Origin of the sequence: Noviluteimonas gilva (assembly GCF_009740395.1) — a bacterium.
Taxonomy (GTDB): Bacteria; Pseudomonadota; Gammaproteobacteria; order Xanthomonadales; family Xanthomonadaceae; genus Noviluteimonas; species Noviluteimonas gilva.
In genome coordinates this window covers 33908-57056 of the sequence record NZ_WOXT01000005.1, presented here as the reverse complement: position 1 = coordinate 57056, position 23149 = coordinate 33908, and the positions used below count along the sequence as shown (strand labels likewise).

The window sequence follows — 23149 nt, the reverse complement described above, 5'->3', positions numbered from 1 at the left end:
CGGACCACTTGACAGGAGTCGCTTTTAAGCGAAAATCGCATGGAGCTTGAAGTACGGCATTACCGCTCGCGGGCGGGGAGGGACGTCTACCAGGAATGGATGGACGGATTGCGTGATCCGCGCGGGAAGGTCGCTGTCATGCGGCGCGTCGTCCGCGTCGAGCGAGGCAACTTCGGAGATCACGCCACCTGCCGCGATGGCGTTTCGGAATTACGGGTCGACGTGGGGCCCGGATACCGCGTGTATTTCGGGCTGGACCGTGGCGCGGTCGTGTTGCTGCTCGGCGGCGGCGACAAATCGAGTCAACGGCGCGACCTCGACCGTGCAGTGGACGCCTGGCGAGATTATCAACGGAGGACGGAACATGACGAAGCCATGGCGTAGCCATGATGAAGCGACGGCGGAAATGCTGCGCAACGACCCTGCGTTCGCTGCGCTGTACCTGGAAAGCGTCCTTGCCGACGGCGATCAGGTGGATGTGCTTGGCGCACTTCGCCACATCGTCAACGCTTTCGGCGTCCAGCAAGTTGCGGCGGATGCCGAACTGAACGCAAAAACGCTTTATCGAACGCTTTCCGCGGAAGGCAATCCGGAACTGCGCAGCCTGACGCGCGTGCTTGCGGCGGTCGGGCTGCGCCTTTCAGTCCAACCGATCGTCAAAAAGCCGCGGCGTACCCGGACCCCACGATCGCCTTCTGCAACTGCTCGCTGAGCTTGAGGTTGCCCGCCACCAGTTGTCGGCCGAGGATGCCGCGCTGGTCCATCGGGCCCGTCGCGGCGCCACGGAAATCGGTGACGCGGCCACCGGCTTCGCGCACGAGCAGCACGCCCGCGGCGATGTCCCACGGCTTGACGCCCGCTTCGAAGTAACCGTCTGCGCGGCCGCAGGCGACGTACGCCAGGTCGAGCGCGGCCGAACCGGTGCGGCGGATGTCCTCCGCTTCGCGCAGCAATTCGCCGACGCACGCCAGGTGCGGCGCGAGGCGTTCGCGTTCGCGCGGCGGGAAGCCGGTGATCAGCATCGCGCCGGTGAGGTCCTTGCGTTCGGTCACGCGCAGCTTGCGATCGTTGAGCACCGCGCCACCGCCCTTGCTGGCGGTGAACAACTCGTTGCGCAGCGGATCGAAGATCACCGCGTGCTGCGGTTCGCCGCCTTCGACCAGCGCGATCGACACGCACCAGTGCGGGATGCCGTGCAGGTAATTGCTGGTGCCGTCGAGCGGATCGATGACGAAGGTCGAACGGCCGCGGCCGCTGGCGCCCGTTTCCTCGCCGAGGATCGAGCAGTCGGGCATCGCGCGCTTGAGTTCCTTGACGATCTCGGCCTCGGCCAGGCCGTCGACCTCGCTCGCGTAATCCATGCGTTCCTTCTCGACCACGTTGATGGCGTCGAGGCGGTTCATGTGGCGCAAAAGCACGTTGCCCGCCGCGCGGGCGGCCTTGACCATGACGGTGACTGCGGGTTTCTGCATGGACGGGGCCGATCGCGAGGGGCGCGGAGTTTAACATTCGCGCCATGAGCGAACCGATTCCGAATGCCTCCCCCCTCGAAACCCTCGCGCGCGATCGCGTCCGCATCGTGCTCGTCGGCACCCAGCACCCCGGCAACATCGGTGCGGCCGCCCGCGCGATGAAGACGATGGGCCTGGCCCGGCTGGTGCTGGTCGCGCCCGAAAAGGCGCCCGACCTCAACACCACCGCCATGGCCGCCGGTGCCGACGATCTGGTCGAACAGGCCCCGGTCTTCGCAACGCTGAGCGAGGCCGTCGCCGATTGCGCCCTCGTGCTCGGCTGCACGGCCCGCAGCCGGCGCGTGCAGCTGGAGCAGCTCGAGCCCGACGAAGGCGCCGCCCGCGCGCTGGCCCTCGCGGTGCAGGGGCCGGTCGCGCTGGTCTTCGGCCGCGAGCGCACGGGCCTGGACAACAACGAGCTCCAGCTCTGCCATGCCTCGATCCACATTCCCTCCGACCCGGCCTTCAGCTCGCTCAACCTCGCCGCTGCGGTGCAGGTGCTGAGCTACGAGGTGCGTCGCGCGGCGCTGGGCGGGCAGGGCGTCGCACGGCCCGCGCCCGCGTCGGCGGTCGTGGCATCGGAAGAAGGCCCCGCGCCCCACGCCGAACTCGAAGGCTTCTTCGCCCAGTTGTCCGAAACGCTGGAGGCCATCGACTTCCACAAGGGCCGCACGCCGGATTCGGCGATGCGCAAGCTGCGTCGCCTGTACCTGCGCGCGGGCCTGGGCAGTGCCGAAGTGCGCCTGCTGCGCGGGGTGCTGGCCGATACCCAGCGGATGGCGATGCTCGCAGGGCGCACGAACCCGCCCGCCGACGACTGACGAAACTGCGCTGGAACAACGACGTAACGCTGTTTCCTGCCGGTTAAATGGGCTAGGCTTCCAACACTTGGGGGAGTCAGCAGGGCTTTCGCTTTGGTTGCGTTCCGTCGCATTACCGCTGGGCTGTTGTGCCTCGCCGCGGTCCTTTCGCTCCCCCTTCTCCAGCGCGACGCCCGTGCGGCGGATGCGGTGAACGTGGACGACGCGCACGTCCTCGTGCTCGGCCGCATCAGCGACGACCCCAAGGAACATTACGAACAACTCAAGCCGCTGCTCGACTACGTCGTGCCGCGCATGGCCAACGTCGGCATCCGCGAAGGCCGCATCCTGATGGCCCACGACGTGCAGCAGATGAACAGCTATCTGCGCCGCGGCCGGGTCGACTGGGTCACCGAAACCGCCGGCACCGGCATGCTGCTGGAGCAGGGCTCGGGTGCGCGTCCGCTGCTGCTCACCGAACGCGACGGCGTCAGCCAGTACACGAGCGTGTTCTTCGTCCGCAAGGACAGCGGCATCCGCAGCCTGAAGGACATGCGCGGCCGGCGCGTCGCGTTCCAGAATCCGTATTCGACCAGCGCGTACTACGTGCCGGCTTCCGAACTGCTCGACCAGGGCCTCAAGCTCGAAATCCTGCTCTCGCCGATGGACCGCGCCGAACCCAATCGCGTGGGGTATCTGTTCGCGCGCACCGAGTTGAACATCGCCACGTGGGTGCACAAGCGCATGGTCGATGTCGGCGTGATGAGCAACCTCGACTGGCAGAATCCGCAGCGCGTGCCCGCGGCCTTCCGCGTCGACCTGCAGATCGTGCATGAAACCCCGCCGTATCCGCGCGCGCTGGAAATGGTGCGCGGCACGATGGATCCGAAAGTCGCCGCGCGCCTGCGCGAAGTGCTGATCGAAGCCTCGCACGATCCCGATGCGCGCGAAGCGCTGCTGCGCTTCTTCAAGACCACGCGCTTCCTGCCGCTCGACGATCGCGCGCAGCAATCGCTGCAGCGCATCGGCGATGGCGTGAAGCGGATCCGCGCGGAGGTCGAATGACCCTGCGTTTCGGCCTGCAGGCGAAGTTCCTTGCCGGCATGGCCCTGGTCCTGCTCGCCGTGCTCGCGCTGATGGCGGTGATGTGGCAGCGCCAGGAAACGATGCAGGCGCAGGTGTTCGACGTCGGCCGCCAGACCATGCGCGAATTGGTGGGGGAGCGCCTCAAGCGCCGCGGCGAAGCGGGCGTGACGGAACTCGCCGAATCGCTCACCAACCCGATGTACTACTCGGACCTGGATGCCATCGGCACGCTCGCACGCGCCGCGATGCGCCAGCCCGATGTCGCGTATGTCCTCGTGTACGACCCGCAGGGCCGCATCGTGCACGACGGCTCGGGCGACATCCCGGCGTTCGGCCAGCCGATGGGCGACGAGTTCGCCTTCGAAATCGTCAATGCACGCACCACGCACGTGCAGAGTTCCGACCAGGTGATCGACATCTCCGCGCCGATCATGATCGGCGACCAGCGCCTGGGCGGCGTGCGCGTGGGGTATTCGCTGTCGGCGATCAAGCGCGACGAAGACAGCGCGAACGGCGCGATGCACGCGCGCCTGGAAGCGATCGGCCGCAAGCACGTGGTGTGGATCACGATGATCGGCGCGGGGCTGCTCGCGCTCGGCGCGCTCGTCGTCGCGCTCGTGCAAAAAACGCTCGTGCGCCCGATCCGGCAACTGGCCGATGTCGCGCAGGAAATCGAGGCCGGCAATTTCGAAACCGATGCACCGGTGACCAGCCGCGGCGACGAAGTCGGCGACCTGGTGCGCGCCTTCGGCCGCATGAGCAGCAGCGTGGCGCGCCACGACCGCGACATCCGCCGCATGGCCTACAGCGATGCGCTGACGGGGCTCGCCAATCGCCTGGCGTTCCGCGAATCGCTCGATCGCCGCTTGCTGCAATTGCGCGGCGCGGGTCGGCAGTTGGCGTTGCTGTTCGCCGACATCGACGACTTCAAGCGCGTCAACGACACGCTCGGCCACGACGCCGGCGACGAAGTCCTCGTGCAATTCGCCAACCGCATCCGCGAAACCGTCGAACGCATGGGCGGCGATGGCGCGATGCTCGCGCGCTTCGGCGGCGACGAATTCGTCATCCTCATCGAGAGCGTGCTTTCGCCGACGGGCAACCACGGCGACGTGCGCACCGCCGCCAGCCGTCTTGCCGAAGCGCTGGTCGCCGAACTCAGCCGCCCGATCGTCGTGCAGGAACGCCAGGTGTTCCTCGGCACGTCCATCGGCATCACCTTGTTCCCGGAAGATGCGTCGGGTTCGACGATGCTGATGAAGAACGGCGACATCGCGATGTACCAGGCGAAGGTCGCCGGCAAGAACTGCCACCGCTTCTATTCGCGCGCGATGGACCAGGCCGTCGAACGCCGCGTGCGCATGGAGCAGGACCTGCGCGGCGCATGGGAACGCGGCGAACTCAGCCTGGCCTACCAGCCCGTCTACAGCCTCAACGACAACCAGCTGCGCGGCGCCGAAGCGCTGCTGCGCTGGCAACATCCGGAACACGGTGCGATCGCGCCGTCGGTGTTCATCGATGTCGCCGAACAGAGCGGCCTGATCGAAACCATCGGCCCGCAGGTGTTGCGCGCTGCGTGCGAAGACACGATGCGTTGGCAACAGGCGCATCCGAAGTCGAACAAGTTGTTCGTGTCGGTCAACGTGTCGCCGCGCCAGTTGCGCAGCGGCGATCTGCCGCGCGTGGTGGCGACGACGTTGAAGGAAACCGGCCTGGAAGCCGAGCGCCTGCACCTGGAACTCACCGAAACCGCGGTCATCGGCGACGAGATCCACGCCAGCGGTTTGCTCTCGCGCCTGCGCGCGTCGGGCGTGAAGATCTGGCTCGACGATTTCGGCACGGGCTTCTCGGGCCTGAGCCATCTGCGCCGCGTGCCGGTCGATGGCGTGAAGATCGATCGCAGCTTCATCGCCGACGTGTTGCGCGATCCGGACGATCTCGCGCTCACCACCGCGATCATCGCGATGGCGCATTCGCTGGGCATCACGGTGGTCGCCGAAGGCGTGGAGAAGGAAGGCCAGTTCGACATCCTGCGCGAACGCGGGTGCGATCTCGCGCAAGGCTACTGGCTCGGTTATCCGATGAACGCGCACGAGTTCGCGCAGTTGCTGGCGTAACGCAAACCGTCAGATCAGCAGGTCGATCCCGTGCGCGGCCTGCACCGCGAGGTTCCAGCTCAACGCGGCCGCGATCAATCCCACGACCCACGCGCAGATCATCAGCACGCCGTCGCGTTCCAGCAGCGCGAGTGCGAAGGCGAGCAGCGTGCCGCCGAACAGGTAGTTCGTCAGCGGAATCGGCAGCGACAACAGGAAGCCGAGCAACAACAACAGCAGGCCCGTGACGACGCCGGCGATGCGGCTGTCCAGCATCCACGGCATGCGCGGACGAACGAGTTTTTCCAGGCGCGACAACACCGGCGCCAGGCGCTTGTCGAAGGTCACGATCGCCCGGCGATGCACGCCGCGCTTGCCGATGAATTCCGGCAACCACGGCTTGCGCAGGCCGATGGCCAGCTGGATGCCGATGAACATCATCAGCGGCCCGCTGATCGCGCCGCCGATCGGGATCGGAATGAAAGCGGGCAGCACGCACACGAAGGCGAGCATGCCGAACGCGCGTCGGCCCAGGCCCGAGAGCAGGTCGCGCAGCGTCAACAATTCGTCGGGATTGCCTTCGGCGAGCGCGTCGAGGATGGCGCGCGTCCCGCGCTCACCGTTCGGGACGTTCTTCTCGCCCTCATGCATCGTGGGTTTCCCGATCCAGGCGTTGCAGCAGCAGTTTGTCGACGCGCGGGCCGTCGAGGTCGACCACTTCGATGCGCCAGCCGTCCCAATCGAAATACTCGCCGACGTTCGGGATGCGCCCGAAGTGCGCGATCGCCATGCCCGCGGCCGTGTGGTAGTCGAGCGTTTCGACATCCGGCAACGCGATGCCACCGAGCAATTCGCGCACGTCTTCGATCGGCAGCGCGCCATCGACCAGCAGCGAACCATCTTCGCGGCGCGCGACCATCGCGTCGGCTTCGTCGGTTTCCATCGACTGCAGGCGCCCGAGGATCGCGCCCATCACGTCGGTGACGGTGACCATGCCCTGGATTTCCCCGTACTCGTCGACGACCAGCGCGATGGACTGCTGTTCTTCGCGAAAGATTTCCAGCAGCTTGAGCGCGTGCGTGGATTCGGAAACGAAGACGGCCGGGCGGATGTCGCGGAACAATTCCGGTTCGGTCTTGGCCAGTTCGTCGAGCAGCGTTTTGACTTCGAGCACGCCGATCACGTCCGCATCCGTGCCGCGATACACCGGGTAACGCGAGTAGGGTGTCTCGCGCATGGTTTCGAGGTTTTCTTCGCGATCGGCCGCGGCATCCAGCCAGGCGATGCGCATGCGCGGCGTCATCAGGCTTTCGGCGGTGCGATCGCCCAGGCGCAGCACGCGCGTCATCATGTTGCGTTCGTCGGCGTCGATGACGCCCTGTTCGTGGCCTTCGCTCACGAGCAACTGGATTTCTTCTTCCGTGATCGCACCGCGCGCGTCGTCCTTGATGCCGAGGATGCGCAACACGAAGCGATTGACCGCGGACAGCGCGCCGACGAGGGGTCGGGCGGCGCGCGAGACCCAGTCGATCGGGATCGCGACAAGACTGGCGATGCGTTCGGGATTGGTCAGCGCCAGGCGCTTGGGGACCAGTTCGCCGAAGATCACCGACGCCGCGGTAATGAGGACGACGGCGACGGCCGTTCCGATCTTGCCCGAGTAGGCCTGGACCCAGGTCACGTCGGGCAGGTGCGTGGCGATCATCAGGCCCAGCGATTCGCCGCCGTAGAAGCCGGTGAGCACGGTGATGGCGGTGATGCCCACCTGGACGGTGGAGAGCAGGTTGTCCGGGTGTTCGGCCAGCGACAGCGCGGTGCGCGCGCCGCGGCTGTCTTCGGCCAATTGCTTGAGCTTGTACTTGCGCGAGGTCATCAGCGCCATCTCCGACATTGCGAAGAAAGCGTTCACGACGATCAACAGGGCGACGATCAGCAGCTCGAGCACGCGGGCGCGTCCATCCGGGCGAAGGGCGTGGGGTGTTCGGCGGCGGCGGTAGGGGCGTCTTCCATGGGCGTGCGCGGGGGCGCGGCGGCATCATAGCAGCCGCCCCGGAGGCGGGCTGTCATACGTTTGTAATACAACGGCCTGTCATAATTGCGCCTTCTTCCCGTCATTACCGTGAAACGGAGCCACCCCGCATGTTCTCCCTGCAGACGATCTTCGGACAGGGCAAGCAGTTCTACAGCCTGCTCAACGACGCCGCGGTCGCCGCCCACGACAGCACGGTGGCCCTCCACGACATGCTGAAGTCGCCGGAACGTACCCCGGCCCTGGAAGCGTTCAAGCTCGCCCGCCAGCGCGAGCGCGTGGCCTCCGACAAGATCAGCCAGGCGCTGGTGGACAGCTTCATCACGCCGATCGAGCGCGAGGACATCGAGTCGCTCGCCTCGGCGCTGTACAAGATACCCAAGCAGGTCGAACGCTTCGCCGACCGTTACGCGCTCGCGCGCCATCGCCTGGACGGCATCGACTTCGCGCCGCGCGCGGCGATGCTCGAGCAGGCCGCGCAGGTGGTGGTGAAGATGGTCGCCGAGCTGACGCAGTTGCGCCTGGAGCCGATGAAGCAGCTCAACGATCGCCTGCGCGTGATCGAGGCCGAAGCCGACCGGCTGATCCTCGAATTGCACCGCGACATTTATTCCGGTCGCCTGGATGCCGCGGAGATGTTCCTGCTGAAGGAATTCTTCGAGATCCTGGAGAAGGCGATCGACCGCTGCCGCGAGGCAGGCGTCGTCGCCTATTCGATCGCGCTCAAGAACAGCTGACGCAGGCGCCCGCATGCTCACCCTCGTGCTGCTCGTGGTGGCGTTCGCGCTGATCTTCGAGTTCATCAACGGTTTCCACGACACCGCCAATTCGATCGCGACGGTCGTCGCGACCAAGGTGTTGTCGCCGGGCCAGGCGGTGATCCTCGCCGCGGCCATGAACCTCATCGGTGCGTTCTACGGCACCGCGGTGGCGAAGACCATCGCGTCGGGCATCGTCGATACCAACGTGGTCGCCGTTACTTCGCAGGTGCTGATCTGCGCGCTGCTCGGCGCGATCGCCTGGAACCTCATCACGTGGTGGCGCGGCTTGCCGTCGTCGTCGTCGCACGCGCTGATCGGTGGTTTGTGCGGCGCCGCGTTGTCGGCCGCGCACAACAACTGGCATTCGCTGATCTGGTCCAAGCTCGGCGATGGCGACTGGGCGACCAACAAGGGCCTGCTCTGGAAAGTGTTCCTGCCGATGGTGAGCTCGCCGTTCTTCGGCTTCCTGCTCGGCGTGCTGATCCTCGGATTGCTGTACGCGATCATCGCCGGCTTTTATCGCATGGGCGGGCCGTTCCGCCGCGCGGCGCGCCCGCGTTGGGTCAACGCGTTCTTCGGCAAGGCGCAGTTGGGTTCGGCGGCCTACATGGGCTTCGCGCACGGCAGCAACGATGCGCAGAAGACGATGGGCATCATCGCGCTGGCGATCTTCGCCGCGCAGACGGAAGGTGCGTTGAACGGATTGCCGGATTGGCTGTCGTTCCTGCACCCGGATGGCGGCAAGGATTCGATCGACAGCTGGATCGTCGCGACCTGCGCACTCGTCATGGCGGCGGGTACGGCGGCCGGCGGTTGGCGCATCATCAAGACGCTCGGCCACAAGATGGTGAAGCTGCATCCGGTCGATGGTTTCGCCGCGGAAACCGCGAGCGCCACGATCCTCGTCACCGCCGCGCACTTCGGCATGCCGGTGTCGACGACGCATTCGATTTCCACCGCCATCATGGGCGTGGGCTTCGCGAAGAACCCTCGCGCGCTGAAGATCACCGTGATCGAGCGCATCGTGTGGGCGTGGATCCTGACGATCCCCGCGGCCGGCGGTATCGCGTACGGGATGTTCCGCCTGGTCGAGATGTTGGGCTGGGCGTAGTTGCGCGGGAGCTTTATCCCCCTCGAGCGCGCGTTGCGCGCTCGATCCCCCTTGGGAGGGGGATGACGGCGCGCGCTTCCTTGGATCAGGGGTGACGGCTTAGAGCAGGTCGCCGCCTGCCGACAGCATGCGTTCCATGCGATCGCCCATGCCGCCGATTTCCAGGATCAGGCGGTCGACTTCGGACGGCGACACGTGGTCGTACGGGCGGTTCTCGCACAACTGCAGGTACGGCACGCCGTCGAGTTCGCCGATGGCGAGATAACCCACGCGGCTTTCCCAATTGAACGCGAGCGCACGGCGCGCATCCAGGCCTGTCGTCGGCGCGACCGCCGTGCTCACGCGCAGGTAATTGCGACCATCGTCGTCGACCATTTCCGACAGGAAGATGGCCTGGTGACGCGTGCCCTGTTCGAGCGAGAGTTCGACGCACATGACGTAAGGCTCCGTCATCGTGATGCGGAAGCTGCCTTGGGCAAGGTGCGTACGGATCTGCTCGAAGTTCTGCATGCGGGGGTCCGGGGGGCGCGGAATCGCTATGCTAGACCCTCATGGCCGACCTGTCTCCCGCCGAGCGGATTCTTGCCGCCATTCGTGCGATTCCCCCGGGCCAGGTCGCGGGTTACGGCCACGTGGCGCGCCGCGCCGGGCTGCCGGGCCGCGCACGCATGGTCGCGCGCGTGCTGCGTGAACACAGCGCGCCCGACTTGCCCTGGCATCGTGTCTTGCGCAGCGACGGCAAGATCGCATTCCCGCCGAATTCCAAGGGCTATCGCGAACAGACGCAACGGTTGCGCGCCGAAGGCGTCGACGTGCGCGCAGGTCGCGTGCGCATCGCAGCGTCGGTTCCGGATCTCGACGGCAACCTCGACGCCGCACTCTGGCGGCCGCGCTGACATCAGCGCGGGCGGCGGCGCATCCACGCGGCGATGCTGCGGCGTTCGCGCGTGGCGGGCAGCACTTCGTGTTCGAGTTCGCTGAGGAAACAGATGCTGCCGGTGCGCGGCACGACGTCGATGTCGCCATCGTCGAGCGACAGGCGCAGCGCGCCGCCGTCGTCGTCGCGCCAATCGGGATTGAGATAGGACACGAAGGAGATCACGCGCGCGTCGTCGTCGCGGAAACGATCGCGATGCCGCGCGTAACGCGCGCCCGCGGGATACGCGGCGTAATGCGCTTCGACTTCATCGGCGCCGAGGAACAGGCGGCGGTTGAGTTCGATGCGCAATCCGTCGAGTGACGCCAGGAACGCGGCCGCTGCGCGGCCGGTGCGCGCGTCGTCGAGCCAGAGGGTCGCATCGCCACGGATTTCGGCGCGCTGCCCGAGCGAGGCGCCATGGCCGACCGCGGCGGAGGCGAGGGCACCGGCGGCTTGCAGCCGGTCGAGGTCTTCACGCAGCGCCCGCGCGGCGGCAGCGTCGGGGAAGTCGGGCAACCGGCACGCGCCGCGGGCGCGCAGGGCGTCGGCGATGGTCGCGACGTCGTGCACGGCGGCATGCGGGATCATGCCGCTATGATAGCCGCGCTCCCCCCGAATCCCCCGTCGAAGAGAGCCTCTCCCGCATGTTTCCCCGCCTGCCGCCCGTCACCAAGGCGTTGCTGATCGCCAACGGTGTTGTGTTCGCATTGCAGCTGCTGCTGCGCAACTCCAGTGCACTCGACATCTTCGAGCTCTGGCCGATCGGGCTGGACCAGCGCTACACGGACGCGTCGCCGTTCATGCCGTGGCAGCTCGTGACCTACGGGTTCATGCACGATCCGAACAGTGTCTTCCATCTGCTCTTCAACATGCTTGCGCTGGCGATGTTCGGTGCGCCGCTCGAGTACACGTGGGGCAACAAGCGGTTCGCGACGTATTACTTCACCTGCATCGTCGGCGCGGCGTTGTGCCAGCTCGGCGTGGCGTGGTGGTCGATGCAATCGGGCGGCGCGGTCGCCCCGACGCTCGGCGCCTCCGGCGGCATCTTCGGCCTGCTGCTCGCGTACGGGATGTTGTTCCCGAACCAGCGCGTGATGTTGTTGTTCCCGCCCATTCCGATGAAGGCGCGCACGCTCGTCATCGGGTACGGTGTCATCGAGTTGCTGCTCGGCATTTCCGGCGCGCAACCCGGGGTTGCGCACTTCGCGCACCTGGGCGGGATGTTGTTCGGCTGGTTGTTGATTCGTTACTGGCGCGGGCAGCCGCCGTTCGGCCGCCGCCCGCCACCTAGGCCGCGCATCGTTCGCTGATCTTGTGGTTCCACCAGACGGGCGCAGTGGCGCGCCGCATTGGAGGCCACATTGCTCCGTGACGAGCAAACACTCCGCAATGTGGCCTCCAACGCGACGTCCACTGCGCACCACGCTCTAGATTGCGCGACATCCGCTTTTGAGTTGGCGCGTCTCGATTTGATGGTGCCGCGCCAACTGCCAGCCCACCAGACGGACGGAACGTCGCCCACCTCGGCGCGCGCACCGTCGTGACTTCGTCGCCTCTGGCAGGCGCCGTTCCTCGCGGCGATCTGAGGGGTGAAGCGGCGGCGACGAGGTTCACTGGGTCGAAGACCAGATCCTGCTTGCACCAAGACGAGGTGCGCATGGGCGGAGCGAAACTCCGCTTTGCCATCAGATCGCCGCGAGGAACATCGCCTGCCAGAGGCGACCATGCATGACGATGCGAGCGCCGAGGTGGGGAATGTTCCGACCCACTGGAGTGCTGGCAGTTGGCGCGAATCGATCCACTAGCGACGCACACATTCAGCAAGGGCTGTCGCGAAACGCTCAGGCGTTACGCGCAGCGGTGCGTCGTGCTGGATGTCCTTTTGCGGAGCGTGGCTCGCTCTTCGTGTAGCAAAAGGACATCCAGTGCGGCGTGCCGTCGCGCCGCACTGGTGGAGCCGAACTACGGCCAGATGCGGATCGGATCCTTCGACACCATCGCGCTGCCGGCCTTGCAGGTGTAAGCCTCGCCGAACGCCGGGAGATTGATCAGCGGACCGTTGACGCGCCACTTGCCCGGCGCGTGCACGCTCGTCGCCGCACGTGCGGTGGCGTCCTGTGCGCTGCTCTGCTGCGCCCACAGGTTCGCCCAGCCCTGGTAGAAGGCCTTTTGCGCCGTGGCATCGGCGGCGGCGTTGCCGTTGCGCCATGCATCCCACGCCAATTCGATGCCCGACAGGTCCGCCATGTTCGCGTTGAGCGTCTGCGAGGCGTTGATCCTGACGCCCGTCAGCGCCGGATCTTCGAACTGTCCGTATTGCGCCGTTACGCGCTGGCCGAGCGCATTCCACGCATCGTTCTCCGCCGGCGTCCACCAGTCGCGAATGGTGTCCTTCGAATCGATCAGGCGCCCCTTGTTGTCGACCGCGTGGCCGAGTTCCATGCCGACCAGCGCGCCGAACGAACCGTACTGCGACGCCGGATCCGCACTCATGTCGAGCACCGGCGCCTGCAACATCGCGGCGGTGACGATCAGGCGGTTCTGCGCGATGTCGTAGGCGAGCGTCGGCTGCTGCGGCAGCACGTCCCAACGACGATCCGCGTTGCCGCGGCCGATGCGCTTCATTTCTTCGCGATGGCGCCAGGTCGAGGCGATCAGCATGTTGCCGCCGAAACTGCCGCGGCCCATCGGCTGCACGCTGTAATCCAGGTCGCGGCGCGGCGTGCCGATTTCGATCTTGAGCTTGTCGAGCTTGGCCTTCGCTTCGGCCTTCGCGCTCGCGCCCATCCACGGGCTGCGATCCACCGCGCGACCCAATGCGCCACGCACGTCCGTCGCGATCTGCTCGGCGCGCGCCTTCGTTCCCGCCGGCACGTAGCGCGCGGCGTATTCGTGGCCGAGCATCGGGCCGGCCGCGGTGTTGATCGCGTCGAGCACCTGGCGCCAGCGTTCCGGCGGCGTGGACTGGCTGCGCAGCACGCGGCCACGGAATTCGAATTCGGCGTCGCGCCAGGCCTTCGCAAGATACGGCGCCATCGCATTGCCGACGTGGAAGCGCAGGTACGCCTGCCATTGCGACGGCGGCAGGCTGCCGGCCATCGCTTCGAGTTGCGCGAACAACTGCGGGTTTGCGATCGACACCGTGTCGTCGGTGACGCCCTGTGCCTTGAGGAACTCGGCCAGCTGCAGGCGCTTGTAGGTCTTGGCGATGTCCGTCACCGCCACCGGCGCGTAGTTGGCCTGGTAGTCGCGCAACGACACGATCGGCTTGCTGGCCTGTGCGATGCGCGTTTCCAGATCGATGACGGCCTTCGCATCGGCATCGAGGCGATCGGCCGGCGTGCCCGACAGCGTGAGGATCTTCTTGACGTAATCCTCGTAGCGCGACATCACCGCCTTGGTGTCGGCATCGCCGCGCGTATAGAACGCAGGGTCGGGCATGCCCAGGCCGCCCTGGCTGAAGTAACCGATGTGGCGCGAGAGATCGCGCAGGTCGATGTCGGCGCCGAAGTTGAACGCGACCGGGATGCCGACCTGGTGCAGCGCCGCGATGGCCGGCGCGATGTCCTTCGCCTTGCGGATGCCGTCGATGCGCGAGAGCAGCGGTGCGACGGGATTTGCGCCGTCGCGTTCGACCGCGGCTTCGTCCAGGCCGCTCGCCCAGAAATCGCCGAGCAGCTTTTGCACGTTGCCTTGCGGGCCTTGCATCGCCGCGTCGAGCAGGTCGCGCTGTTGCTGCAGCGAACGCTCGGACAACTCGCCCATCGCCGACACGCTGCCCGTCGCCGGCACCGGATGCGCCTTGGCCCAGTCCGCGGTGGCGACGCTGTAGAAATCGGTGCACGCCGTCGGCGCGGGCGGCGCCTTGGGCTTGGCGGATTTCTTCTTCTTCTGCGCCATCGCGTCGGGCGAGGCCAGCCCCGCGACGAGGATCAGGCCGAGGGCAAGGGCGAGGGGTCTTTGCGTCATCGCGTGTGCAACCTGATGAAAAAGTCCGGACGAGTGTAGCAAGCGCTTGTCCACCAGCAGGATGAACGGAAGCGGCAGCGGATCACAAAAGGAAAAGGCCCGGTTTCCCGGGCCTTTTCTCGATCGCGCAAAGCGGGACGCCCTGAACGGATCAGGATTACCAGATCACGATCCGCTTGCCTTCGCCACGCACCATCGGGTCGGTCGGCTTGCACGAGAACGCGGTGGCGAACTCGGGCATGTTCGACGGCGCGCCGATCGCGCGGAAGCTGGCGAGCGCGTGCTCGTCGGTCGCGATGCGGCGGTCGATTTCCTTCTCCGTCATGCTGCGGCGCCACACGGTGCCGAAGTTGAGGAAGAAGCGCTGGTCGTTGGTGAAGCCGTTGGTCTTGGGATCCGGCGCGCCGTCGGTGGCCTTCTTCATCGCCTGGTAGGCGACGTTGAGGCCGCCGAGGTCGGCGATGTTCTCGCCCAGCGTCAGGTTGCCATTGAGCTTCTTGCCCGGCGCGGCTTCGTAACCGTCGAACTGCGCGACCAGCATGTCGGTCAGGCCCTTGAAGCCCTTCGCATCGGCCGGGCTCCACCAGTTCTCGAAGTTGCCGGTCGGCCCGAAGCGGCTGCCCTGGTCGTCGTAGCCATGGATCATTTCATGGCCGATGACCGCGCCGATGCCGCCGTAGTTGGTCGGATCGTCGGCCTTGGGGTCGAAGAACGGCGGCTGCAGGATCGCGGCCGGGAAGGTGATCTCGTTGGCCAGCGGGTTGTACGAGGCGTTGACCAGCTGCGGCGTCATGCCCCATTCGGTCTTGTCCACCGGCTTGCCGATCTTCGACATCTCGTACTTGTAGTTGTACTCGTTGGCGGCCAGCACGTTGCCGATGTAGCTGTCGCGTGAGGTTTCCAGGCCGTCCCACGGGCGCCACTTGTCCGGATAGCCGATCTTCGGCTTGAAGGCGGCCCACTTTTCCATCGCCTTCTTCTTGGTTTCCGGGCTCATCCACGCGAGGTTTTCCAGGCGCACCTTGAGCGCGTCGCGCAGGTTCTGCACCAGCGTTTCCATGCGCGCCTTGGATTCGGCGGGGAAGGCGACCTGCACGTACATCTGGCCGAGCGCTTCGCCGGCCTGGCTGTTGGTGGTGGCCAGCACGCGCTTCCAGCGCGGCTTCATTTCCTTCTGGCCGCGCATCGCCGCGCCGTAGAAGTTGAAGTTCTCCTGCACGAACGCGTTGCCCAGATACGGCGAGGCTTCATCGATCACATGGAAGCGCAGGTAGTGCTTCCACTGGTCGATCGGCGTGTCGCTGCGCATCTTGTTCCACTCTTCGTGGAAGGCCGGCATCGCGAGCGAGAACGCCTTCGGCGCCGCGACACCCTGCGACTTGAAGAACTCTTCCCACGAGAAGCCCGGCGTGAGCTTGTCGGCGTCGGCGAGCGAAACGGGGTTGTAGTACAGCGAGATGTCGCGCTGCATTTCCTCGCTCGACTTGGACACCTTGGCCAGGCGCGTTTCGAACGCCATCACGTCCTTCGCCTGCTTGGCGGCGTCGGCGGCGGGCGTGCCACCGAGTTCGAGCACCTTGGCGATGTGCTTTTCGTAGTCGTCGCGGTTCTGCTTCTTGTCGGCGTCGAAGTAGTAGTTGCGATCCGGCAGGCCCAGGCCACTCTGCGTGGCGTAGGCGGTGTTCATCGACGAATCCTTGAAGTCGGCCTCGGGGCCGAAGCCGAACAGCGTGCCTTCGCCCTTCGACGCGGTGTCGCGCATGTAGGCCGACAGCGAATCGGCGTCGGTCAGCTTGTCGATCGCGGCCAGGCGCGATTCGATCGGCTTGATGCCCTGCGCTTCGATCTTCGCCTCGTCCATGCCGGTCGACCACAGGTCGCCGATGATCTTCTCCACGCCCTTGGCGTTGGCATCGGCGGCCGCCTGTTCGGCGAGTTGGCGCTGCACGGCGGTGGAGCGTTCGTCGAGCATTTCGAACGCGCCCCACGAGGTGCGGTCGCCCGGGATCGGGTTGGCGGCGAGCCACTTGCTGTTGACGTAGCCGTTGAAGTCGGTGCACGCGTTCTTCGACGTGTCGAGGTCGGCGGCCTGGAAGGAATTCACGCCCGGCAGCTTGCTCTCGTCGAGGGTGAGCTTCGGCGCGGCGCCTTCGCCCGGGGCGGCGGTGTCGCCGGCGGCTTTCTCGGCCGGCTTGCAGGCCGCGAGCGCGGCGACGATGGACAGGGACAACAGCAGAACCTTGGGTTTACGGCTCACGGGACACTCCGGATTGGGCATAGACGGGCGCCCACGCAAAGGGCGACAGCCGACTCTACCGTCTGCCGGGGGCACGGGCGGCGTGTCGAAGGTCACGCCGCCCGCCCCTTGAACGGAAGTTTTACAAGTCGAGCGGAATGATGAAGAAATCCGGGTACCAGTCGGGGTCTTCGATGAAGTTGCGCAGGTAGATCAGCGCGCCTTCCTCCCACAGCATCGTCGGGTGGTAATCGTCGGCGGTGGAGTTCACGCAGGGGCCGAGGTTGCGGGCCGAGGTGAACTGGCCATGGCGCTTGTCGCTGCGGTAGATGTCGCCCCAGCCGTAACCACCGGGCCGCGAGAGCGAGGCGAAGAGCAGCGTCTTTCCGTTCGGCGAGATCTCCGGGTTGTATTCCCAGTAGTCGTCGGTGTTGACCGCGCCCGACAACTTGTCGCCTTCGGAAAACGCGCCGTTCGACTGACGTCGGCTGCGCCACACATCCCACGATGCGTTGTCGCGGTTGCTGCCGTAGTAGAGGTTCCCGTCGCGATCGATGCTCGGATACAGCTCATCGGCATCGGTGCTCGGGCCGGCGAGATGCACCGGCGTGCCGAAGCCATGGCGTTCGTCGTAACGCACGCGCCACAGGTCGAAGTCGGCGCGCGGCGGATCGCCGGCGTTCACCGGCCTGCGCGAGGAAAAGAACACGGTCTTGCCGTCGGGCGAAAAGATCGTGTCGACGTCGTCGTAGGTGCCGGAGAAGGGTGCGAGCACCGGCGTGCTCCAGCCACGCCGCGTGGCGCGCGACATCAGCACGACGAGTTGTTCGCCCGCGAAACCGTTGCCGACGGCCCACAGGGCCAGGCTGCGGTCGGGGGAAAGCGTGAGGCGCGATTCCCAGTTGTTGCCGGGCATCGAGATGACGCCGGGCGCGAACACTTTCGGCGTGGGGCATTTCCCGCCGGCCAGCGCGGGCGCGGCGGCGGCGAGCAGGGCGGCGGCGAGGGACAGGGTGAGGACTGCGCGTTGCATGGACAGCTCCTTGGCGTGGATGCGGGGCGCATGGCGCGCCTTCGCCGCGCGGCCCGCAAGGCCGATGTGACCAACGCACCGCGCGGCGTGACGAACGCACCGGATCGCGGTTGCAACGCAAGCCCCCGGTGGTAGCGTGGCGTCCATGCAACGGCATCGCCTCCTGCTCATCGGTGCGGTCTGCCTGTGGTGGACGCTGGAAGGCGTGGTCACCGCGGGCCAACTGCTCACGATGCAGTTCTCCGACGAGACGCTCACCGTGGCCGATGCGCTCCGGCGCGGCCTGCTGTCGGCGTGGTTGTGGATCCCGTGTTCGCTCGCGTTGCTGTGGGTGTCCGAGCGCTTCCCGATCGAACGCGGCCGCATCGCGCAATCGATCGCGGTGTCGATGCTTGCCGCATTCGCGGTCGTGTTCTTCCGCGCGGTGACGATCTACGTCTGCAATCCGCTGCTCGGTTGGTACGCGACCTTGCCAGCGTTCTCCGACGTGCTGGTCACCAGCGTCTTCAACAACTTCCTGTTGTCGTGGCTGAACATCGGTGTCGGCCACGCGGTGCTGTACGCGCGTCGTGCGTGGGAACGCCAACGCCTGGCCGAACAATTGCAGGCGCGCCTGGCCGAAACGCAACTCGATGCCTTACGCGCGCAACTCGACCCGCACTTTTTGTTCAACGCGCTGAACTCCATCGCCGAAACCATCCACCGCGATCCCGATGCCGCCGATCGCATGCTGGTGGGCCTGGGCGAATTGCTGCGCAACAGCCTGGAGCGGCGCGAAACACGCGTGGTCACGCTCGACGAAGAATTGCGGCTGCTGCGCCATTACCTTCAGATCGAACAGGCGCGCCTGGGCGATCGCATGCGCGTGCATTGGGACATCGCACCGCGCCTGGACGATGCGCTCGTGCCGCCGATGCTGTTGCAGCCGCTTGCGGAAAACGCGATCCGCCATGCGATCGCGGCGAAGATCGCACCGGGCGTGCTCGAAGTGCGCGCGTGGTGCGACGGCGACACGCTGCATCTGGCGATCCGCGACGACGGCGCCGCATGCGCGCCATCTCCACGCGAAGGCGTCGGCCTGTCGAACATCCGCGCGCGCCTGCGCCTGTTGTACGGCGACGCGCAGGCCTTCGAACTGATCGCCCTGCCCACCGGCGGCACGGAAGCGCGCGTGCGCCTGCCGCTGTCGCGCGATGCCACCGCGAAGGTCGCCGCGTGACGCTGCCCTTGCGCGCCGCGATCATCGACGACGAACCGCTCGCCCGCGCGCGCCTGGGTCGTTTGCTGGCTGCGGAAGCGGATGTCGAAGTGGTCGCCGAATATGGCGATGGTCCGACCGCGGTCGCGGGCCTGCGTGCGTTGCCCGTCGATGTGTTGTTCCTCGACGTGCGCATGCCGCAGGTCGATGGCTTTGCGATGCTCGAACGCCTGCCGACGTCGCAACGGCCGCAGGTCGTCTTCGTTACTGCGTACTCCGAGCACGCCGTGCGTGCCTTCGACGCGCGCGCCGTGGATTACCTGGTGAAGCCCGTCGCCCCCGATCGCCTGGCACGTTCGATCGAACGCGTGCGCGATGCGTTGTCGGTCCAAGCCGCGCCGTCGGCGCACTATCCCGATCGCATTGCCGTCTCCGATGGCCAGCGCTTGCGCATGATCGCGGTGGACGAACTCGAATGCGTCATTGCGCAGGGCAATTACGTTGAGCTGCGCATGGGCGGGCGCGCGCTGCTCGTGCGCGAGACGATGGCGCACGTGCTTGCGCGGTTGGATCCGCGGGTGTTCGTGCGCATCCATCGCTCGCGCATCGTGCGCATCGCGCAGATCGACCAGGTCGAGCCGCACGCGTCCGGCCAGTACGTCGTGCGGATGCGCAGCGGCTTGCGACTGACGTCGGGCCGGAGCTATCGCGCGGACCTGCGCCGCGCACTGGGATTGCCGGAAAGCGAGCGGGTGTCCGCGAACTAGGCGGCGGCGACTTCGCGCAGCTCGTGCGCGCGCGCTTCACCGAGATAGGCCGTGATCGCACGGCGCAGCGCATAGATCAGCGGAATCAAGACGATCGCCGCCAGCATCTTGTACGCGTAGTTCACCGTGCTGACTGCGAGGAAGAGCGAGATCGGCCAGTGCTGCGGCCCGATCACGAACGCGATGTAGAGCACGACGAAGCTGTCGACGAGTTGCGACACCGCCGTCGATCCGGTCGCGCGCAACCACACGTGCTTTTCGCCCGTGCGTTCGCGGATGCGATGGAACACCGAGACGTCGATCAGCTGGCCGATCATGAAGGCGACCACCGAGCCGCCGATCGTCCACAGCCCTTGCCCGAACACCGCCGCGAACGCCTTCTGGTAATCCGGCACGCCCTGGGATTGCGCCGCTTCGACCCACCAATCCGCGGGCGCGAGCGAGATCGCGGCGAAGGCGAAGAGGAACCCGTAGATGATCAACACGACGGCGATCCACGAAATCATGCGCACGCCGCGCTTGCCGAAGAACTCGTTGATCACGTCGGTGAAGATGAAGACCATCGGCCACAACAACGTGCCCGCGGTGAAACTGAGCGACCCCGTCTGCCCGAACAGGTTCCACTGGAAGGGCGCGATGCCGAGCGTGTCTTCGAGCGCGAAGATCTTGACGCCGATGAACTCGGCGAGCACCGCGTTGACGCAGAAGAACGCGGCCAGCGCGATGAACAGCCGCGTGGCACGGTCGGCGAGGGGATTGGGATACATCAGGGCGCGGGATGCTCACCGCGCGGAGGCGGCGCGAAGGGAATCGAATCCGGCGACACCGCGCCACCGGAGATGATGAAGCTCATGGCCTGGTCGACGGTCCAGTCGGTCGGCGTCATTTTTTCGACCGGCACGATTTCCAGGTAACCGGAAGTCGGGTTCGGCGTGGTCGGCACGTAGACCGCGGCGAGTTCGCGCCCGGTGCCGTGTTCGCGCATCACGCGCGTGACGAAGCCGACGCTCTTCATCTCGGTGTGCGGGAAGTCGATCAGCACCACGCGCTGCGTGCCGTCGGGTTTGGTCTGCAGGATATCGAGCAACTGGCGCGCGCTGCCGTAGATCGTCGAGGCGAGCGGGATGCGCTTGACCAAGCCTTCGAACCACCGCAACACCGTCTGCCCGACGACCACGCGGGCCATCACGCCGGACATCAGGATCACGGCGAGGGTCGCGAACAACGCGATCGCCGTCTGCACCCAGGGTTCGATCAGCCACCCCAGCGCCCGCGGATTGACCTCGGCGAGCGTTGCGAGCAGCGGACCGATCAGCGGCCGGCTGGTGTCGGACAACAACACGAAGACGAACTTCACGACGACCCACGTCAGCCAGATCGGCAACAGGGTCAGGACACCGGTGATGAAAAGCCGGCGGAGGCTGGGACGGGGGGAGGGTTTGCGCATGGCACCATTATGGGGCGCCACGCGGTCAGTCATGCACCAACTTCACGGTAATGTCGTCGTAGCCGCGCGCGCGCTCGATCGTCCGCGGCTTCGGCCCGCGCCAACCCGTGCCGGCGACCGAACCGTCGCGCAGCCACGTGGCGAAATTGCGGGCCCCGGTTTGCGACGGCGAGGCGCCCACTTCGTTGCTGGTCGGCAGGCGCACCTTGCTGCCGTTGCGGCTCGCCCAATGCGTGTAGGCCACGGCGTCTTCGTAGGAGATGCAGACCACCGGTTGCGTTTCGGCCTGTTCGAATCCCGGCTCGCGCCAGGTGCGCGGCTTGACGATGCGCAGCAGCGACATGCGTTCGCGGCACAGCGAGGATTCGCGGCCGGTGGCGGCGACGAAGCGCGCGTATTCGGCCCGAGTCAACGTGCGCATCGACGATTGCGACGACGCGCTGCTCGAGGTGGCGGCGATCGCCGTTTCAGTCGTATCCGCGCTGGCGACCGTGATTTTCTCCGCGCGCGCACGCAGGGTGTCGCCGAGCGCCTGGTCGCCCGCGAACTCGTTGGCGAGCGCGGCGGCGGCGAGGGCGTCCTTGCGGTTGCGGCTCTTCTCGTCGGCGACCACGCGCTTGCGCAGCGCTTCGGCCGCCTTCTCGTGGATCCCGTGCAGGGCTTCGGTGCCGAGCGGCGCGGTGCGATCGGCGAATTGCGTCGCGCGCTGCAGGTATTCGCGCGCACGGTCCTCGTCGCCGCGACGCAGGCGCATCGCCATCTCGTCGCCGAGCGACGCGAGCACGCCGACCACGAGCGGCGGCAGGCCCGCGTGCGCCGGGTCGGAATCCCACGCGGCGAGCACGCTGTCGTAGGCGTTGTCGCCCTGCGGCGTGGTGAGCTTGCGCGAAGCGAGTTGCTTTTCGGCGGAGGTTACCCACTGCTGCGCCGGCGATTCGGGCGGCGGCCGCAGCATGCGATCGGTCACGACCGGCACGATCGGCTTGCGCACTTCGGGCAGGGTTTCGACGCGGAAGAAATCTTCCCCGCCGTTGTCGTGTTGCGAGGCCACGCCGATCATCGCCGCGCACAGCAATCCGCCGCCGATCAACAACGGCTTGGGCATCAGGCGCGTGCGGCGCCAGACTTGGGCGAAATTCGCGAACATCGCCGCGAACGAGAAGCCACCGCGTTCGATGCGATCCAGCGCTTCGAGCATCTGCTGCGCGCTGCGGAATCGCGCGGTGCGCGACTTGGCGAGCGACTTGTCGATGAAGCGCTGCCAGTGCATCAGTTCGGCGGGCAGGCGCGGAATCGGATCCTTGGCGTGCATCACCGCCATCGACAACGCATCGGCGGCGTTGTACGGCAACACACCGGTGAGCATTTCCCAGGCGAGCACGCCGATGCTGTACAGATCGGCGCGACTGTCGACGTCTTCGCCGCGCGCCTGTTCCGGCGGCATGTACGCGGTGCTGCCCACCGCGAGTCCCGTCATCGTCAGGCGCGGATTGATGCCCTTGCGTAATGCGATGCCGAAGTCGGCGAGCTGCGGGCGCTCGGCATCGTCGAACAACACGTTCTCGGCCTTGACGTCGCGATGCACGACGCCGCGCATGTGCGCGTAGTCGAGCGCTTCCAGCAGCGAACGCAGCGTGGCGATGACGCGGGACTGATCCTTGGTGCGGCCGTCCTGCCGCGCGATCCGCAAACCGAGATGGCCGCGGCCGAGGTAAGGCATCGCGTAGAAGGGCAGGTCGTCGGCGGTGCGGCCGACTTCGTAGATGCCGACGATGTTGGGGTGGTCGAGGCGGGCGATCGTGCGCGCTTCATTCTCGAAGCGGCGGCGGCTGACCTCGTCGGTCAGCGCCTCGGGCAGCATCACCTTGAGTGCGACCTTGCGGCCGAGCGACTCCTGCTCGGCGAGGTACACCGTCGACATGCCGCCCTGGCCGATCTCGCGCAGCAGGCGAAAGCCCGCGATGCGCGGCAGCGCATTGGTGGCGTCGTGATGCGACGACGTATCCACGCTCATTGTTCACGGTCCCCTGTTCCGTCGCGGAAGAATACGCTGCGCAAACACGGCCAGCCAGCCGCGGGGAGACCGCTGGCGGCCATGTTCCTGATGGGTTCATGCACCGCCGACCGTGAAGGGCGTCTTCACGCGACGTGTTGCGTCGCAGCGTGACGTGCAGAGTCCTTACGTG

Annotated in this window: 22 protein-coding genes; 11 read left to right on the top strand and 11 right to left on the bottom strand. The window is 66.6% G+C overall.

The window, feature by feature from the left end:
* The first annotated feature begins 39 nt into the window (after positions 1 to 39).
* Together GN331_RS14380 and GN331_RS14375 are read left to right on the top strand one after the other, a co-directional pair.
* Positions 40 to 384, top strand: coding sequence for a type II toxin-antitoxin system RelE/ParE family toxin (locus GN331_RS14380; RefSeq protein WP_156642994.1), 345 nt, complete (start codon positions 40 to 42; stop codon positions 382 to 384).
* Positions 365 to 712: an addiction module antidote protein gene (locus GN331_RS14375; protein WP_156642993.1), complete on the top strand. Its 348-nt coding sequence runs from the start codon at positions 365 to 367 to the stop codon at positions 710 to 712. Before GN331_RS14380 ends, GN331_RS14375 begins: the two co-directional genes overlap by 20 nt.
* Here GN331_RS14375 and GN331_RS14370 read toward each other — a convergent pair.
* Positions 657 to 1472: an inositol monophosphatase family protein gene (locus GN331_RS14370; protein WP_156642992.1), complete on the bottom strand. Its 816-nt coding sequence runs from the start codon at positions 1470 to 1472 to the stop codon at positions 657 to 659. The genes GN331_RS14375 and GN331_RS14370 overlap by 56 nt on opposite strands.
* 44 nt (positions 1473 to 1516) lie before the next feature.
* On the opposite strand from GN331_RS14370, the gene GN331_RS14365 reads away from it, so the two are divergent.
* The 3 genes from GN331_RS14365 to GN331_RS14355 all read left to right on the top strand — a co-directional run bounded on the left by GN331_RS14365 (position 1517) and on the right by GN331_RS14355 (position 5514).
* Complete coding sequence (locus GN331_RS14365) at positions 1517 to 2332, top strand: RNA methyltransferase (protein WP_156642991.1); 816 nt, start codon at positions 1517 to 1519, stop codon at positions 2330 to 2332.
* Between the two features lie 111 nt (positions 2333 to 2443).
* Positions 2444 to 3376 (top strand): phosphate/phosphite/phosphonate ABC transporter substrate-binding protein, encoded by a 933-nt coding sequence (locus GN331_RS14360; RefSeq protein WP_425489304.1) that lies wholly within the window; start codon positions 2444 to 2446, stop codon positions 3374 to 3376.
* Positions 3373 to 5514 carry a putative bifunctional diguanylate cyclase/phosphodiesterase gene (locus tag GN331_RS14355; RefSeq protein WP_156642989.1) on the top strand — a complete coding sequence of 714 codons (2142 nt, stop codon included), beginning with the start codon at positions 3373 to 3375 and terminating at the stop codon, positions 5512 to 5514. The genes GN331_RS14360 and GN331_RS14355 overlap by 4 nt, the downstream gene beginning before the upstream one ends.
* Before the next feature lie 9 nt (positions 5515 to 5523).
* Here GN331_RS14355 and GN331_RS14350 read toward each other — a convergent pair whose 3' ends face one another.
* Positions 5524 to 6144, bottom strand: coding sequence for an exopolysaccharide biosynthesis protein (locus tag GN331_RS14350; protein ID WP_156642988.1), 621 nt, complete (start codon positions 6142 to 6144; stop codon positions 5524 to 5526).
* On the bottom strand, positions 6137 to 7438 hold the full coding sequence (locus GN331_RS14345; RefSeq protein ID WP_331713497.1) for a hemolysin family protein: 1302 nt from the start codon (positions 7436 to 7438) through the stop codon (positions 6137 to 6139). Before GN331_RS14345 ends, GN331_RS14350 begins: the two co-directional genes overlap by 8 nt.
* A 194-nt stretch (positions 7439 to 7632) precedes the next feature.
* On the opposite strand from GN331_RS14345, the gene GN331_RS14340 reads away from it, so the two are divergent.
* On the top strand, positions 7633 to 8259 hold the full coding sequence (locus tag GN331_RS14340; RefSeq protein ID WP_156642987.1) for a DUF47 domain-containing protein: 627 nt from the start codon (positions 7633 to 7635) through the stop codon (positions 8257 to 8259).
* 13 nt (positions 8260 to 8272) lie between these two features.
* Positions 8273 to 9394 (top strand): inorganic phosphate transporter, encoded by a 1122-nt coding sequence (locus GN331_RS14335; protein WP_156642986.1) that lies wholly within the window; start codon positions 8273 to 8275, stop codon positions 9392 to 9394.
* Positions 9395 to 9493: 99 nt separating this feature from the next.
* Here the strand turns inward: GN331_RS14335 and GN331_RS14330 are convergent, their stop codons facing one another.
* Positions 9494 to 9904 carry a hypothetical protein gene (locus GN331_RS14330; protein ID WP_156642985.1) on the bottom strand — a complete coding sequence of 137 codons (411 nt, stop codon included), beginning with the start codon at positions 9902 to 9904 and terminating at the stop codon, positions 9494 to 9496.
* Between the two features lie 41 nt (positions 9905 to 9945).
* On the opposite strand from GN331_RS14330, the gene GN331_RS14325 reads away from it, so the two are divergent.
* Positions 9946 to 10290, top strand: coding sequence for an MGMT family protein (locus GN331_RS14325; protein ID WP_156642984.1), 345 nt, complete (start codon positions 9946 to 9948; stop codon positions 10288 to 10290).
* 2 nt (positions 10291 to 10292) lie between these two features.
* Here the strand turns inward: GN331_RS14325 and GN331_RS14320 are convergent, their stop codons facing one another.
* Positions 10293 to 10901: a 2OG-Fe(II) oxygenase gene (locus GN331_RS14320; protein ID WP_156642983.1), complete on the bottom strand. Its 609-nt coding sequence runs from the start codon at positions 10899 to 10901 to the stop codon at positions 10293 to 10295.
* Between the two features lie 56 nt (positions 10902 to 10957).
* Here GN331_RS14320 and GN331_RS14315 point away from each other — a divergent pair, with 56 nt between their 5' ends.
* Entirely contained in the window at positions 10958 to 11623 is a 666-nt protein-coding gene (locus GN331_RS14315; protein ID WP_156642982.1) for a rhomboid family intramembrane serine protease, read from the top strand.
* Between the two features lie 652 nt (positions 11624 to 12275).
* On the opposite strand, the gene GN331_RS14310 is transcribed toward GN331_RS14315, so the two are convergent.
* From GN331_RS14310 to GN331_RS14300, 3 genes are all read right to left on the bottom strand, one after another.
* Positions 12276 to 14282 (bottom strand): M13 family metallopeptidase, encoded by a 2007-nt coding sequence (locus GN331_RS14310; RefSeq protein ID WP_156642981.1) that lies wholly within the window; start codon positions 14280 to 14282, stop codon positions 12276 to 12278.
* A gap of 157 nt (positions 14283 to 14439) precedes the next feature.
* Positions 14440 to 16518, bottom strand: a complete 2079-nt coding sequence (locus GN331_RS14305; RefSeq protein WP_197427183.1) for a M13 family metallopeptidase — start codon at positions 16516 to 16518, stop codon at positions 14440 to 14442.
* 142 nt (positions 16519 to 16660) lie between these two features.
* Entirely contained in the window at positions 16661 to 17551 is an 891-nt protein-coding gene (locus GN331_RS14300) for a TolB family protein (protein ID WP_197427159.1), read from the bottom strand.
* 145 nt (positions 17552 to 17696) lie between these two features.
* Between GN331_RS14300 and GN331_RS14295 the strand changes: the two genes are divergently transcribed.
* Together GN331_RS14295 and GN331_RS14290 are read left to right on the top strand one after the other, a co-directional pair.
* Positions 17697 to 18770: a sensor histidine kinase gene (locus tag GN331_RS14295; RefSeq protein ID WP_156642978.1), complete on the top strand. Its 1074-nt coding sequence runs from the start codon at positions 17697 to 17699 to the stop codon at positions 18768 to 18770.
* Positions 18767 to 19516 carry a response regulator gene (locus GN331_RS14290; protein WP_197427158.1) on the top strand — a complete coding sequence of 250 codons (750 nt, stop codon included), beginning with the start codon at positions 18767 to 18769 and terminating at the stop codon, positions 19514 to 19516. The genes GN331_RS14295 and GN331_RS14290 overlap by 4 nt, the downstream gene beginning before the upstream one ends.
* On the opposite strand, the gene GN331_RS14285 is transcribed toward GN331_RS14290, so the two are convergent.
* Genes GN331_RS14285 through GN331_RS14275 form a run of 3 tightly spaced genes read right to left on the bottom strand, consistent with a single transcriptional unit; the run spans position 19513 to position 22977 of the window.
* A complete protein-coding gene (locus GN331_RS14285) occupies positions 19513 to 20283 on the bottom strand; it encodes a queuosine precursor transporter (RefSeq protein WP_156642976.1) in 771 nt (256 codons plus the stop codon). The genes GN331_RS14290 and GN331_RS14285 overlap by 4 nt on opposite strands.
* Entirely contained in the window at positions 20283 to 20996 is a 714-nt protein-coding gene (locus GN331_RS14280) for a DUF502 domain-containing protein (protein ID WP_425489297.1), read from the bottom strand. Before GN331_RS14280 ends, GN331_RS14285 begins: the two co-directional genes overlap by 1 nt.
* Complete coding sequence (locus GN331_RS14275) at positions 20989 to 22977, bottom strand: bifunctional serine/threonine-protein kinase/formylglycine-generating enzyme family protein (RefSeq protein WP_156642974.1); 1989 nt, start codon at positions 22975 to 22977, stop codon at positions 20989 to 20991. Before GN331_RS14275 ends, GN331_RS14280 begins: the two co-directional genes overlap by 8 nt.
* Positions 22978 to 23149 lie beyond the last annotated feature (172 nt).

Bases quoted from the DNA above. Each gene is read 5' to 3' on its own strand.
- GN331_RS14380 (WP_156642994.1), top strand. From the start codon at position 40: ATGGAGCTTGAAGTACGGCATTACCGCTCGCGGGCGGGGAGGGACGTC.
- GN331_RS14325 (WP_156642984.1), top strand. From the start codon at position 9,946: ATGGCCGACCTGTCTCCCGCCGAGCGGATTCTTGCCGCCATTCGTGCG.
- GN331_RS14365 (WP_156642991.1), top strand. From the start codon at position 1,517: ATGAGCGAACCGATTCCGAATGCCTCCCCCCTCGAAACCCTCGCGCGC.
- GN331_RS14320 (WP_156642983.1), bottom strand. From the start codon at position 10,901: ATGATCCCGCATGCCGCCGTGCACGACGTCGCGACCATCGCCGACGCC.
- GN331_RS14315 (WP_156642982.1), top strand. From the start codon at position 10,958: ATGTTTCCCCGCCTGCCGCCCGTCACCAAGGCGTTGCTGATCGCCAAC.
- GN331_RS14355 (WP_156642989.1), top strand. From the start codon at position 3,373: ATGACCCTGCGTTTCGGCCTGCAGGCGAAGTTCCTTGCCGGCATGGCC.
- GN331_RS14310 (WP_156642981.1), bottom strand. From the start codon at position 14,282: ATGACGCAAAGACCCCTCGCCCTTGCCCTCGGCCTGATCCTCGTCGCG.
- GN331_RS14285 (WP_156642976.1), bottom strand. From the start codon at position 20,283: ATGTATCCCAATCCCCTCGCCGACCGTGCCACGCGGCTGTTCATCGCG.
- GN331_RS14300 (WP_197427159.1), bottom strand. From the start codon at position 17,551: ATGCAACGCGCAGTCCTCACCCTGTCCCTCGCCGCCGCCCTGCTCGCC.
- GN331_RS14335 (WP_156642986.1), top strand. From the start codon at position 8,273: ATGCTCACCCTCGTGCTGCTCGTGGTGGCGTTCGCGCTGATCTTCGAG.
- GN331_RS14375 (WP_156642993.1), top strand. From the start codon at position 365: ATGACGAAGCCATGGCGTAGCCATGATGAAGCGACGGCGGAAATGCTG.
- GN331_RS14330 (WP_156642985.1), bottom strand. From the start codon at position 9,904: ATGCAGAACTTCGAGCAGATCCGTACGCACCTTGCCCAAGGCAGCTTC.
- GN331_RS14275 (WP_156642974.1), bottom strand. From the start codon at position 22,977: ATGAGCGTGGATACGTCGTCGCATCACGACGCCACCAATGCGCTGCCG.
- GN331_RS14340 (WP_156642987.1), top strand. From the start codon at position 7,633: ATGTTCTCCCTGCAGACGATCTTCGGACAGGGCAAGCAGTTCTACAGC.
- GN331_RS14280 (WP_425489297.1), bottom strand. From the start codon at position 20,996: ATGACTGACCGCGTGGCGCCCCATAATGGTGCCATGCGCAAACCCTCC.
- GN331_RS14350 (WP_156642988.1), bottom strand. From the start codon at position 6,144: ATGCATGAGGGCGAGAAGAACGTCCCGAACGGTGAGCGCGGGACGCGC.
- GN331_RS14295 (WP_156642978.1), top strand. From the start codon at position 17,697: ATGCAACGGCATCGCCTCCTGCTCATCGGTGCGGTCTGCCTGTGGTGG.
- GN331_RS14370 (WP_156642992.1), bottom strand. From the start codon at position 1,472: ATGCAGAAACCCGCAGTCACCGTCATGGTCAAGGCCGCCCGCGCGGCG.